General features: G+C 71.2%; 11 protein-coding genes. 9 read left to right on the top strand and 2 right to left on the bottom strand.

Annotated features, from left to right (window positions below; translation table 11 throughout):
• Positions 1-19 precede the first annotated feature (19 nt).
• From BKK79_RS20710 to BKK79_RS20685, 6 genes are all read left to right on the top strand, one after another.
• The gene (locus BKK79_RS20710) at positions 20-1741 is read left to right on the top strand and encodes a DUF2300 domain-containing protein (RefSeq protein ID WP_071040265.1); all 1722 of its coding nucleotides are present in this window, start codon (positions 20-22) and stop codon (positions 1739-1741) included.
• 71 nt (positions 1742-1812) lie between these two features.
• Positions 1813-2574, top strand: a complete 762-nt coding sequence (locus tag BKK79_RS20705; protein ID WP_071040264.1) for a YfaP family protein — start codon at positions 1813-1815, stop codon at positions 2572-2574.
• A gap of 25 nt (positions 2575-2599) precedes the next feature.
• Complete coding sequence (locus BKK79_RS20700) at positions 2600-3496, top strand: YfaP family protein (RefSeq protein WP_084084981.1); 897 nt, start codon at positions 2600-2602, stop codon at positions 3494-3496.
• 271 nt (positions 3497-3767) lie between these two features.
• Entirely contained in the window at positions 3768-4451 is a 684-nt protein-coding gene (locus tag BKK79_RS20695; RefSeq protein WP_071038632.1) for a vWA domain-containing protein, read from the top strand.
• Positions 4452-4453: 2 nt separating this feature from the next.
• Positions 4454-5215: a PP2C family serine/threonine-protein phosphatase gene (locus BKK79_RS20690; RefSeq protein WP_071018994.1), complete on the top strand. Its 762-nt coding sequence runs from the start codon at positions 4454-4456 to the stop codon at positions 5213-5215.
• Positions 5212-7476, top strand: coding sequence for a TonB family protein (locus tag BKK79_RS20685; RefSeq protein WP_084084979.1), 2265 nt, complete (start codon positions 5212-5214; stop codon positions 7474-7476). Before BKK79_RS20690 ends, BKK79_RS20685 begins: the two co-directional genes overlap by 4 nt.
• 51 nt (positions 7477-7527) lie before the next feature.
• Here BKK79_RS20685 and BKK79_RS20680 read toward each other — a convergent pair whose 3' ends face one another.
• A complete protein-coding gene (locus BKK79_RS20680; protein ID WP_071038630.1) occupies positions 7528-8184 on the bottom strand; it encodes a DNA-3-methyladenine glycosylase in 657 nt (218 codons plus the stop codon).
• 3 nt (positions 8185-8187) lie between these two features.
• Complete coding sequence (locus BKK79_RS20675) at positions 8188-9405, bottom strand: MFS transporter (RefSeq protein ID WP_071018999.1); 1218 nt, start codon at positions 9403-9405, stop codon at positions 8188-8190.
• 199 nt (positions 9406-9604) lie between these two features.
• On the opposite strand from BKK79_RS20675, the gene BKK79_RS20670 reads away from it, so the two are divergent.
• The 3 genes from BKK79_RS20670 (at position 9605) to BKK79_RS20660 (ending at position 12759) form a co-directional block, all read left to right on the top strand.
• On the top strand, positions 9605-10582 hold the full coding sequence (locus BKK79_RS20670; protein WP_071038629.1) for a LysR substrate-binding domain-containing protein: 978 nt from the start codon (positions 9605-9607) through the stop codon (positions 10580-10582).
• Positions 10583-10644: 62 nt separating this feature from the next.
• Positions 10645-11373, top strand: coding sequence for an IclR family transcriptional regulator (locus BKK79_RS20665; protein ID WP_071019001.1), 729 nt, complete (start codon positions 10645-10647; stop codon positions 11371-11373).
• Positions 11374-11520: 147 nt separating this feature from the next.
• On the top strand, positions 11521-12759 hold the full coding sequence (locus tag BKK79_RS20660) for a GGDEF domain-containing protein (protein WP_157903368.1): 1239 nt from the start codon (positions 11521-11523) through the stop codon (positions 12757-12759).
• Positions 12760-12815 lie beyond the last annotated feature (56 nt).

The raw sequence follows: 12815 nt of genomic DNA, 5'->3' as shown, positions 1-12815 counted from the left end.
GCCTGCCACCCTCGGCGCGATGCGGCGCGCAGGCGGCGTCCTGCTGGTGCTGGCGTCAGTCATGGTGTCGGCGCTGGCACCCGGCGGCGCCGGCACGGCGGCGGCAGCGGCCGCCGCGCAACCTGGCGGGGCTGACCCGGTGCGCTTCGCCCGGTTGGCCGACGGCGAGGCCAGGCTCTACCGGCTCGGTCCCGGCGCGCCGGTGGCGACGCCCTTGCCGCCGGGCCTGCGCGCGCCGCTGGGCAGTGTGTGGAAGCTCTTCGTCTACAGCTATCTGGTGGGCACCGATGCCGCCAGCCAGGACTACACCTGCCGCGGAGGAGATCCGGAAGAGGCGTACTGCTGCGCGGCAGGCCGGCGGATCGACCGGGAGCGCGCCCTGGTGCAGTCGTGCGGACGCTATTTCGAGCCGCGCCGGCTCGGCCTGTCGGGCGCCGACTGGCGCCGCTTCTGGCAGGCGGCGGGCGCGCCCGCCTGGCTGCAGGACATGCAGGCCGTGCGCGCGGAGCGCACCGTGCCGGTGGCGGAATTGCTGGCTGCGCTGCAGGCCGTGCCGCCCGCGGCGCAGCAGGCCGCCTCCGCCACGCTGGTTTCCGTGCTGACGGTGGGCCGCGGCGAAGGCACGCTGGCCAGCTATGGCAGCCTGCTGCGCGCCAAGACCTGGACCATGCCCGACCCGGCGCGCCCAGGCGCTTTCATCGGCGGCGCCGCCGGCTGGCTGGCCGATGGCAGCCCGGCCTGGCTGGGCGGGCAGGGGGGCAGCGCGGACGTGCTGCGCCGCGCCGCACCGCTGCTGCGCCCCATGCTCGCCACCGTGCCGGTGCCGGACGATGGCGCCTGCGTGCTGGTCGACATGTTCGAGCGCTATCCGCTGCGGGAGGTAACGACGGCCGTGCCGGCAGGAGGGGCGGTGCCGGCGGGGCGGCTCGATGGCAGCTTCGTGGCAGTCTTTGCCAATGGCAACAGCGTGCGGCTGCAGAGCCGCGGCGAACTGAGCCTGCTGCGGCCGCCCGGCGCACCGGCCCGGATCGTGGGCCGCTTCGGCCTGAACGACTACGTGGCGCGCGTGGTGGAGCGCGAGGGCGACACCGCCGAGCCGGAGGCGGCGCGCGCGCTGGCCGTGGCCGCGCGCAGCTACCTCGTGCAGCAGGCCACCCGCGCGCAGGGCTGTTTCCGCATCGCGGACAGCAGCCGCACGCAACGCGTGCTGCCGCATGCTCCTGCCGCCGCGGCGCGGCACGCCGCCGACCAGACCGACGGGCTGGTGCTGAGCGGCGTGGCCGTGCGCTATCACCACGATGCCGGCGGCAAGGGCCGCATGGCCTGGACCGAAGCGAAGCGCGCGGCAGGCCAGGGCCTGGCCTTCGACGCCATCCTGGCGCGCTGGTGGCCGCAGGCCACGCTGACCTCCTTCCAGAGCCCGGTGGCTGGCGATTGCCTGGAGATCGCCGGAGCGAGGCAGTGGCTGGCCGGCCGCGCGAAGCAATGGCAGGGGCGGCTGGCCGCCGAATCCGGCTACGAGACGCCGCCGCTGCCCGCCGTGTGCGCGGTGCGCGAGGGCCGGCCTTACGCCGACGCGCGCCGCAACCGGCTCTACATCCACCGGCTGGCCAGCGAGGATGACCATATCGCGCTGGCCCACGAGTACCTGCATCTCGCCTTTGCGCATCATCCGCGCGGGCAGGATGAGTCCTTTATCGAAGCCCAGGCGCGTAAGCTCGTGCGCACGCCATTCCCATGATGAGTCAGGAATCCATCGTCGCGGTGCCGCGCCGGCGCCGCTATCGCAACGCGCTGGCGCTGGCCTGCACCATGGCGCCGCTGGCTGCCATGGCCGGCCCGGTCGCGGAGCTCGACGGCCCGGCGGGCGGATGGCGCCACAGCGGGCTGAGCAGCGAGCTCGAGCAGTACACGGCCGCCTACCCCAAGCCGCCGGTGGAGCGCGGCGCGCAGAAGTACCGCACGCTGATCGAAGGCCGCCTGCGCCAGGCCGGAAAGGCCGGGCGCAAGCCGGCCACGCTGGTGGTCAACGGCAATGCCATGCCCTTGTACGCCGACGAACAGGGGCGCTTCGCGCGGCCGTGGGCCTTCGGGCGCGGCTCCAACAGCGTCGAGATCGTGTCGGCGGACGGCGGGACGCGCCAGCGCCTGCAGTTCTACGAGGCCGATGCCACCAAGGTGCAGGCCAAGCTGCGTGCCGTGTTGACCTGGGACGATCCCAAGGCCGAGGTCGACCTGCATGTGATCTCGCCCGATGGCGGCCACGCCTTCTTTGCCAGTCCGCTGCTGCCCGAGGGCGGCGGTCTCGACGTGGACAGCGTGGACGGCGCAGGGCCGGAGATCTTCTCCAGCGCCGCGCCGCGCGCGGGGGTATGGCTGTTCTACGTCAATTACTGGGGCAACTTCGACGCCAGCGGCTACAACTTCGACGGCGGCGCGCACGAGCGCGACCTGATCACCGCCAGGCTGACCTTGATCTACAACGAGAACACGCTCAATGAAAAGCGGGAGACGCTGGTGATGCCGCTGCGCAAGCTGGGCGAACTGGCCCTGATGAAATCGGTGCGCCTCTGATGGCGGGCCTGGAGCGGGAGCTGGAATGGAAACACAGAGAAACCACAGGCAAGCCTCGAACGGCGACGGGCGCGCGCGCCTGCCTGGCAGCAGCGCCGCCGCGCTGACGGCGCTGCTGCCCGCCTTGCTGCTGGCCGCGCTGCCCGCGGCCAGCAGCAAGGCGCGGGCCGCGGATGCCGTGACGTTCGACGCGCCGCTGAACGGCTGGCGCCATGCCGGGCGCGACGCGGCAGACTATACGCAGGAGGTGCACTATCCCGCGGTAGCCGTGTCGACGCGCCCGGGGCAGCCCGGCAGCGCGCTGATCGCCGGGCGCATCCGCGGCGCGCCCAAGGCGGCGAACGGCGCGCCGGCACCGGCCGGGCAGGCGGATGGCGTCACCGGCGGGGTCGCCACCCTGGTGGTCAACGGTGTGGCGATGCCGCAGCGGGTGGAGGAGGACGGGCGCTTCTCCCGTCCCTACGCCTTCTCGGCCGGCAGCAACGGCGTGGAGCTGCGCACGCCGCAGGGGAGCGCCAAGCGCGTGCAGTTCTACGAGGCTTATCCGGGCAGGGCACGCCCGCGCCTGCGCGTGGTGCTGTCGTGGGACAGCGACGGTACCGACCTCGACCTGCACGTGGTGGCGCCCGACGGGCAGCACACTTTCTACGCCAATCGCGTGGTGGCGGACGGCGGCGCGCTCGACGTGGATGTCACCACCGGCTACGGGCCGGAGATCTATTCCAATCCGACCCCGCCGGCAGGCACCTACCTGGTCTACGTGAACTACTACGGCAGCGGTGCCCGCCGCGAAGCCATCACGGTGGCCCAGGTCGCCGTGATCACCGACGAGAACACGCTCGACGAAAGGCAGCAGGTATTCCGCGTGCCGATGCGCAAGCCTGGCGAGTTGACCCTGGTGAAATCCTTCGTGATGCGCTGACGGCGGGCCTGCCGCCGCCGACAAGAGGATGCAGTGCTCGACGAGCATCGGTCACGGCGTGGATTCGGATGATTCTTCAGGGAGCTTCTTGCCGAAGGGGAGAGGATTCTGATTTGGCGTGGCGTGTGTCACGCCCTTCGTCCTTGCCGCTAGACTGGGCCGCTCCATGACCCACGGGCTTGGATGCGACGCGCCATACGGCGTGGTGGGACGCCACAGCCCATGGGGGGGCGAGGTGCCGCGTCCCGAGCCGACTCTTCACAGGATCTTCATGACGTCGAATGGGATACCGGATGTCGCACTGGTCGACAACACCGAGCAGCGTACGCCGTTGGCGCTGGTGCTGGACTGCTCCGGCAGCATGGCCGGGCGGCCGATGCAGGAACTCAATGCGGGGTTGGCATTGCTGGAGAAGGAACTGAAAGCTGACGTCATCGCCAGCAAGCGGGTCCGCATCCTGGTGATCCGCCTCGGTGGCAACGACGATGCCGAGGTGGCTGGCGAGTGGTGCGACGCGATGGACTTCCGCGCACCGGACCTGGTCGCCAGCGGGACGACGCCGACGGGCCAGGCGGTCGCCCTGGCGCTCGATGAAATCGAACGGGAGAAGCAGCGCTTCCGGCAGGCAGGCGTGGCGTATACGCGCCCATGGCTCTTCCTGATGTCCGACGGCGTGCCGACCGACGCGTGGGACGCCAGTGCCAGCCAGGCATGTCACGCCGAGCGGACCAACAAGGTCGCGATGTTTCCCATCGCGGTGGGCGAGAGCGCCAGCGTCGATGTGCTGGGAAGATTCAGCAGCAAGGGGACTCCGGGCGTGAAGCAGCTCAAGGGTTTGCAGTTCCGTGAGCTTTTCCTGTGGCTCAGCGCCAGCATGCAGGCCGTGTCCCAGTCGACGCCGGGTACGCAGGCTCAGCTACCTTCGACGGACAGTTGGTCGACCGTGGCGGTTTGAGCATGGGCTGGCGAGTATTCTCCGCTTCGGCGACCGGTAAGACGCACCTGGACCAAGGGCTGCCTTGCCAGGACGCGTCCGCGCATGCGGTGGTCGGGGAGATCCTGGTTGCCGCGGTATGCGATGGCGCCGGTTCCGCGCGCTACAGCCAGGCGGGCGCCGAGTTTTTTGCCCGATCCACCGTGCATGCGCTGGCTACACGGCTGAGGCAAGGCGAAGAGCTTCCCGAACTGGAGCCGGCCTTGTTCGAGCAGGCCATCGCGGCCGTGATCGGCCGGGTGCGCGAGGCGCTGCAGGAGATCGCCATCGCGGCGGGAGCGGGCCTCGATGACTATGCGACGACAGTGGTCGGCGTGGTGGCGGATCCGCGCGGCGGCGGCTTCTTCCATATCGGCGATGGCGTGGGCGTGGCCTGCTCGCGGCTGGCTGCGGCGGGGCCGGATATTTCGTTGCCGCTGAATGGCGAGTACGCCAACGAGACATTCTTCGTCACGGGGCCGGATTGGCGTCGTCGACTCAGGACCACGGCGATCCGCCAGGATCCGTCCAGCGTGCTGCTGATGTCCGATGGCAGCATGCCCTTTGCGATGTGCAAGGGAAATTCCGGCCTTTACGGTCCCTTCATCGAGCCGGTGGAGCGCTTCCTGCGCCAGGCGCCGAGCGGCCATGCGGGATGCCAGGCGCTCGCGGCCACGCTGGCGGATCCCCGTACGCATGCCATCACCGGTGACGACAAGACGCTGCTGATCGCACACCGCGAATGAGGCGATCCGGTGGCGCACGCAAAGTGTGGCTGGGCCCGGGGCAAAGCCTTACGCTCGCCCGGCTGGTCAAGAGCGGAGGTGCCGGCAGCGTATATCTGCTGAGCGATGCCCGGCAGCAGGTCGCCAAGCTCTACCACGCGCACCTGGACCGGGGCCTCTGCCAGCGCAAGATCGATGCCATGCTGCGCCTGAGCCCCGAACTTCCGGACCAGGTCGAGCAGGGCAAGCGCTATGTGCAGATCGCCTGGCCGCAGGCGCCGCTCCGGGATGCGCGCGGCAATTTCATCGGCTTCGTCATGCCGGTGCTGGACATACAGCGCACGGCCGAGCTCGAGGAGATCCTGCTCGAGCGGCAGGCGCGAGCCGCCGGGCTGCCGACGGGGCTGGGCGCCAAGATCACGCTGGCGGCGAATCTGAGCGCCGTGATCGCCGCCTTGCACCGTCAGCGACACTATGTCGTCGATCTGAAGCCAGTCAATCTGCGCTTCTACCGCGACTCGCTCTACATCGCCATGCTGGATTGCGACGGTTTCAGCATCCAGGGCGAAGCCGAGCGCTTCCCCGCCCAGCAGTTCACGGTCGACTACCTAGCCCCGGAATTGCAGGGGCGCGCCCCGGTCGCAGCGGGCGAGGAGATCCAGGACCGCTTCGCGCTCGCCGTGGTGGTCTTCCAATTGCTGAATTTCGGTATCCATCCTTTCAGCGGCAAGCCGGTCGATGGCAAGGTGCCGACCGAGCTGGCCGGGCGTATCCGCGAGGGCTGCTATGCGTACGGCGTGCAACCGAATCCGCGTATCGCGCCCAATCCGACCAGCGGGCACACCATGATGCCGGCCGAGTTGCGGCGCATGTTCGACCGGGCCTTTGCCGGTCCCGGGGAGGCACGGCCCACTGCGGTGGAGTGGGCACAAGCGCTGCGCGGCTACGCACTGCGCGACGCGGGTGGGCTGCAGGCCTGTGCCGCCGATGCCTCCCATCAGCATTTTGCGGGCTTTCCCTGCGCTGCCTGCGCGCGCGCGGCCTTGATCGCCAAAGCAGCAGCAACGACTGGGAAGGGGAATGCACGCAAGGGGGCTCGCAAACAGGCGTCAGCAGCGCCGGGCGGCAGCGCGCCGTCGCCCAGGCTGCCGCCTCCGGTATCCCTGCCGTTGCCCGCAGCCCAGCACAATGTCACGCACATCTTCTTCGCAGCGGTCGCGGTCATCGCATCGATCGTCCTGGTGATGCTGGCGTGGCCCCATGACGACAGCGAGCGTAGCGACGGCCCGTCGCAGGTGGTGGGAGCGAATGCGCGCGAGCCGGAGGTACTGTGGCGCCGCGATGTGTCCGAGGCCGAGTTCACTTCTGGTATTGCACTCGCTACCGCGAGGGCGGACGTGCGCGCTGTGGCCGCTGCGGCAAGCAGTGGCCGCTATGAAGACGTGAAGCTGATCCTGCGGCGCCTGCATGAAGGCGAGGCGCTGTCGGGAGGCGAGAACAGCGCTGCCTACGTCGCGGGGTATGCCGCCGATCTCGCCGATTTCGTGGATTCGCGCGACCTCGGCAAGGTGCAAGGGCGGACCGCCGGCACTGCCGCGGCATCGATCGATCCGGAGATCGACCGGTATCGTGACCGCCTGGTGAGAGCGCCGCGCGCGCACTACGCCGCGCTGGCGCTCGGGAAGTACCACCTCGCGCACGGAGAGCCGCAGGCGGCAAGCGCGTTCTTCACACAGGCCATCTGGGCACGCCCGCTGGACCACCGGGCGTGGTACGGCATGGCCGCGGCGGCCTGGAACACGGAAGGAGAGGCGGCGGCGCTCGTCTATTACGCCGTCGCATCGCGATTCGAGGCCGCTTCGAGGCCCACGCGCGAGGCAACCTCGGTCCTGCCGATCGCCCCGGCCGCCAGCGAGGCGCTGCTTCCGCACGGGCGCTGGCAAACGCTTGGCGTGGCGGCGGAAAGCCTGGTGCGGGCGATCGATACGGCCCAGGAGTTCCAGGCCAGGGCCGCCAGCGTCGAGATTGCGTCGATGGAGCGTCTCTCTCCCTGGATACGCCTCGTCGCAGAGCGTCCGGAGCATGGGAAATCGGTTGAGCTGCGCATGACGCTGGACCGCTTGGGCGAGCCCAGCCGCGTGGCCGTCATACGCACCAGCGGCTCGCACAGGTTCGACCGGAACGTCGCGACGGCAGCGTCGCGCTGGAACTACCTCCCCGCGCTGAAGGACGGCCGGCTGTCCGCCGGCTCGCTCGACTTGCTTCTTGCCATCGACCCATGAGGCCGCCGAGGTGCCCGGTATGGGGCCTGCCTCGCGGTTTCGCCGGAAAGTTCAGGCCTGGCCCTGCGCTTCCCGCAGTGCCGCCCTCGGGCCGCTGACATAAGGGTTGTCCGCCACGAAGAAGCGCAGCGGCAGATCGGCTGCGCGCGACAGGCCGATGCGGCGTGCCACGCCGACGGTGCCGCAATCGCCGGCCGCAGTGGCACGGTCTGCCAGCCAGAGCCCCGCGCCCGTGCACAGGTCGGCGCGGTCCAGCCCGGGCCCGATCGCCATGGCTGCGCCCAGGCGCCCGGGACCGCGTGCCAGGTCGAGCGGGCGCGCGGCCGGCCGGCGCTGGCGCATGGCCTCCAGCCCCGCCAGCGGTTCCAGCGCGCGCACCAGGATGCCGGCGCCGATGCCCTCGGCCTCGGCCGAGATATTGAGGGTCCAGGACAGGCCGTACAGCAGCCGCACATGGGCGTGGCCCGGGGCCAGGAACATGGCGCCATTGGCGCGTGTGCGCCCGCGGTAGGCGTAGCTGGCCGGGTCGCCCACCGGATAGGCCTCGGTCTCGACGATGCGCCCGGCCAGGCGGCCTTCCGGCAGGTCGTGGACCAGCACCTTGTCCAGCAGGTAGCGCGCCAGGCCGACCGCGTCGGCCGGCAGCTCGTCGCGCCGCAGCGGGCGCAGGGCGGGCAACGGGCTGGCGGGCGGGGCGCTGGCAGGCATGGTTCAGTCTGCCGCCGGGTCCCGGCGCATGGACAGGGCCACGCTGAGCCCCAGCGCCAGCAGCGCGGACACGGCGGCGAACAGGTAGACCGCCCCATAGCCCTGGTGCTTGGCCAGCCAGCCGGCCACCGGGCCGGTCAGCCCGAGCGCCAGGTCGAGGAAAAGCGCATAGGCCCCAAGTGCCGAGCCGCGGTTGGACTGCGGCACCAGGCGCACCGCTTCCATGCCCAGCGCGGGGAACACCAGCGCGAAGCCGAAGCCGGTCACGGCGGCGCCGGCCAGGGCCATGGCCGGCGTGGCCGCCAGCGCGATCAGGGCGAGCCCGCAGGCTTCGACGGCAAAGGAGGCCAGCGCCACGGGATAGCCGCCGAAGCGGCCGATGGCGTCGGCCAGCAGCAGCCGCGCCAGCACGAAGCAGGCGCCGAGCAGGGTCAGGGCCAGCGCGGCGTGGTCCCAGCCGTGGCTGGCGAACAGCAGGGTGACGAAGGCGGTGATGGTGCCGAAGCCGACCGAGCCCAGCGCCAGGCACAGGCCGAAGGGCGTCATGGCGCGGAACACGCGGCGGAAGGGCAGGCGCTCGCCGGCCACGGTGGGCACGGCGGCCTTGCGGCGCGCCAGCAGCAGGGCCACGCCGGCCAGCAAGGTGGTCACCGCGCCGATGGCCGGCAGGCCCCATGCGTGGCCCAGCATCACGCCCAGCGGCGCGCCCAGGGCCAGGGCGCCGTAGGTGGTGATGCCGTTCCAGGAGATGACCCGGCCGGTGTGGCGCGCGCCGACGCTGCCGATGCCCCAGGCGATGGTGCCGGTGGTGACCAGGCTCTCGCCGGCGCCGAGCACGAGCCGGCCGGCGAACAGCCAGGCCAGGCCGAGCGCGGGCGTGTGCGCGAACAGGCCGGCCACCAGGGTCAGGGCACCGCTGCCGGCGCACAGCGCCAGGCCCGTCACCACTGAGCGCTTCGGGCCCTGGACATCGCACAGGTGGCCGGCATAGGCCCGGCTCAGCAGCGTGGCCAGGTACTGGATGCTGACGGCCAGGCCGGCCAGCACGGTGCCGTAGCCGAGCGAGTCGTGGACGAAGCCGGGTACGACGGCGATGGGCAGGCCGACGGCCAGGTAGGCCACGAAGTTGAAGAAGACGATGGCGAGGATGCGCAGGCTGAGGCTGCCGCTCCCGGGCTCGCCCTGGGGCGAGGCTTCGAGAGTCGTGGCGGTGGGTGGCATAAGGGACGACAGGGGCGGGAGCGACGGAACGGTGGCAGGCGGGTGCGCGGTGCGGCACCTGGAGGATCCTGCCGGGCCCGGCCGACGGCGGCCGGGCCATCCGGGATGATACCGGTTGCCGGTGAATCCTGCGCGCAGTATAAGTAGCGCCTTGTTTTTGGGGAATATTCATGAAAATTTGCCAATGGACGGGGTTTCCATGAATTTCCGTCGCGATCCGGGAGGGGCCGGCCCCGGCCATGAGGCCTTCCGCAAGCGCGTGCGCCTGCGCCACCTGCACTGTTTCGTCGCGGTGGCCCAGTTGCAGCACCTGGGCCTGGCCGGCGAGAAGCTGGGACTGACCCAGCCCGCCGTGTCCAAGACGCTGAGCGAGCTGGAGGAACTGGTCGGCGCGCGCCTGCTGGTGCGCAAGCGCGCGGGCACCGACCTGACCGCGGCCGGCATGCGCTTCCTGCGCCACGCGCTGCGTGTGCTCGATGACCTCGACGAGGCCGCGCGCAGCGTCAGCGATGGTCCGGCGGCGGCCGAGCGCATCCGGCTGGGCGCCCTGCCCAGCGTGGTGCCGGACCTGCTGTTCGATGTGCTGACGGCCTTCCGCCAGGCCCATCCGGACATCGCCGTGGCGGTGCAGACGGGCATGAACCGCCCGCTGATCGAGTGGCTGAAGGCGGACCGCCTCGACGTGGTGCTGGGCCGCATGGACGATCCGGCCGCCATGGAGGGATTGTGGTTCGAGATGCTCGGCACCGAGCCGCTGGTGCTGGCGGTGCGTGCCGGCCATCCGCTGGCCGCCGCCCGCCACCCGCTGCTGGCCGAGGCGCTGGCCTGCCCGCTGGTGCTGCCGGCGGCCGGTTCGGTGCCGCGTCACAGCGCCGAAAGCCTGCTGGCGCGCCACGGCCTGCCGCTGCCGGCGGGCTGTCTGGAGACTTCCGATGCCTTGCTGGGACAGATGACCGCGCTGGCGACCGACGCGGTCTGGCTGGCGCCCTTGTCGGCGGCGCGGCGCGCCATCGCGCAGGGCGTGCTGGTGCGGCTGCCGCTGGACAGCCAGGGCACCGAGGAGCCGATCGGCGTGCTGCGCCGCAGTGGCGGCGAGCTCGGGCCGGCCACCGAGGGTTTCCTGCGGGCCTTGCGCGAGGCGGCCGCGCGGCGTCCGCAGGAACAGGCGCTGCGGTAGAATGCGCAGCTTCGCCGCCGCGCCCGGTGCACGCGCGGCGCCACCCTCGAGCCTCCCCGCGCATGCCACGTAAAGCCGCCCAACTCTCCGAAGCCGACAAGCACGCCGCGCCTGGCGGGGCGGCCGCGGTCGACCGCGCGCTCTTCGTGCTGTCCGCGTTCCGGCTGGGCGATACCACATTGGGGCTGGCCGAACTGGCCCAGCGCAGCGGCCTGTACAAGAGCACGCTGCTGCGGCTGCTGGCCTCGCTCGAGCACGCGCGCCTGGTCGTGCGCCACGGGGACGGCCGCTATGGCCTCGGTCCGGAGGTGGCGCGGCTGCATGCCGTCTACGCGGCCTCGTTCTCGCTGGAGGCGGTGGTGATGCCGGTGCTGCGCCAACTGGTGCAGGATACGCGCGAGAGCGCCGCCTTCCATGTCGATCAGGGCGAGCACCGTCTCTGCCTGTATCGTGTCGATTCACCGCAGCCGGTGCGTGACCATATCCGCGCCGGCGACCTGTTGCCGCGCAACCGTGGCGCCGGCGGGCGCGTGCTGCGCGCCTTCTCCGGCGCGCGCGGCGAGTTGTACCAGAAGATCCGTGACGAAGGCGTGGTCGAGCTGGTCGGCGACCGCAGCCCGGACATCGCCGGCGTGTCGTCGCCGGTGTTCGGGCCCGGCGGCGAGCTCAAGGGCGCGCTGACGCTGACCTGCCCGACACCGCGTTTCGATGCATCGTTCCGTGCCAGCGTGCTGCGCGCCGCGCGAGTGCTGAGCGCGGAGCTGGGCGGGGTATTTCCCTACCCGGATTGACGGTCCGCCGCCCTGGGGCGAGCGGTGTGGCCGACCGGACCCTTAGTGGGGTGTGCCCCCCTGTGCAAGGCGGATATGATCCAGCCTGGCCGCCGCCCCCCGGGGACAGGGGGCGGCAGCACGCGCGGGATACTAAAGAGGGCATCCGTGTACCTGGTCCAGCAAACTCTGGTAGTCGTCATGATGGTGGTGTTCTCCAGCATGCTGGTCATGGCGGCCGGGCTGGCGGTGGCGCTGCGCGCGAGCGAGGCCGGCCGGATCTGGGCTGCCGGCTATGCGCTGGTGGCCGGTGCCGGCATGGCGCTGGCCTCCACCATCGGCACCGGCTCCTACACCTTGATCGCCCTGGCGGGCTGGGCCTTCCTGCTGGGCCGGCTGGCGATCTTCCTCGGCGTCCGGGTCTATTACGGGCTGCCGGAGCGGCGCACGCTGCTGCGCGTGGCCGCGCTGCTGGCCCTGGCCGTGCTGCTGTACGCCTCACAGCAGCACAACGCGGTCGCGCTGCTGCAGTTGTCCGGCTTCGGCATGCTGGGCACGGTGTCGCTGCTGACCCTGTTGTCGCTGCTGAATTCGGGCGTGTCGCAACGCAGTATCGGCGCGCCGCTGGCGGTGCTGGGCTGCCTGCTGCAACTGCTGACCCAGGCCGCCGGCATGGTGCACGCCCTGGGTGTCGATGCCTCCGGCCAGTCGCTGTTCTTCGTCGCCGACAGCTCGCGCGCGCTGTGGGTGGCGCTGCCGCTGGTGGGCTCGCTGCTTGGCTGCTTCGGCTGCACGCTGCTGGCCACCGAGCAGATCATCGCGCGCAATGAGAGCGGCGCCCGCCTGGACGCGCTGACCGGCCTGCTGAACCGCGGCGCGCTCGACCAGGCCGCCGACGCCTTGATCGCGCGCTGGCAGCGCGGCGGCGAGCCGCTGACCTGCCTGGCCATCGACGTCGATTATTTCAAGCAGGTCAACGACAGCCACGGACACCACGTGGGCGATGCCGTGCTGCGCCAGATCGCGCAGGCCATCGACCATTCGCGGCGGGCTTCCGACGTGGCCGGCCGCTACGGCGGCGAGGAGTTCTGCATCCTCTGTCCCTACACCGACGAGGGACAGGCCTGCGCCCTGGCCAACCGCATCCTGCGCAAGGTCAGGGCCATCGACCTGCCGGGGCGGCGCGGCAGCGCCACGGTCAGTATCGGCGTGGCCCAGATCGACGGCGCCGACGGCAGCCGCGAGGCCCTGTGGCAAGGCCTGTTCGCTGCGGCGGACCGGGCGCTCTATGTCGCCAAGCAGCGCGGGCGCGACCGCCTCGTACTGGCGTCGAGCCTGGGCATGCCGGTGCGCGATGAGGATGGGGACGAGGACGCCGACGAGGATGGCGCGCTGCAGCCGGCCTGAGGGGCAGGGCGGCAGGGCAATCGATGGGAGAGCGGCCGGCGCTCCTGCACCGGCCG

The sequence above is a fragment of the Cupriavidus sp. USMAA2-4 genome, from assembly GCF_001854305.1.
Classification (GTDB): Bacteria; Pseudomonadota; Gammaproteobacteria; order Burkholderiales; family Burkholderiaceae; genus Cupriavidus; species Cupriavidus malaysiensis.
This window is presented reverse-complemented; position numbering and strand designations above follow the sequence as displayed.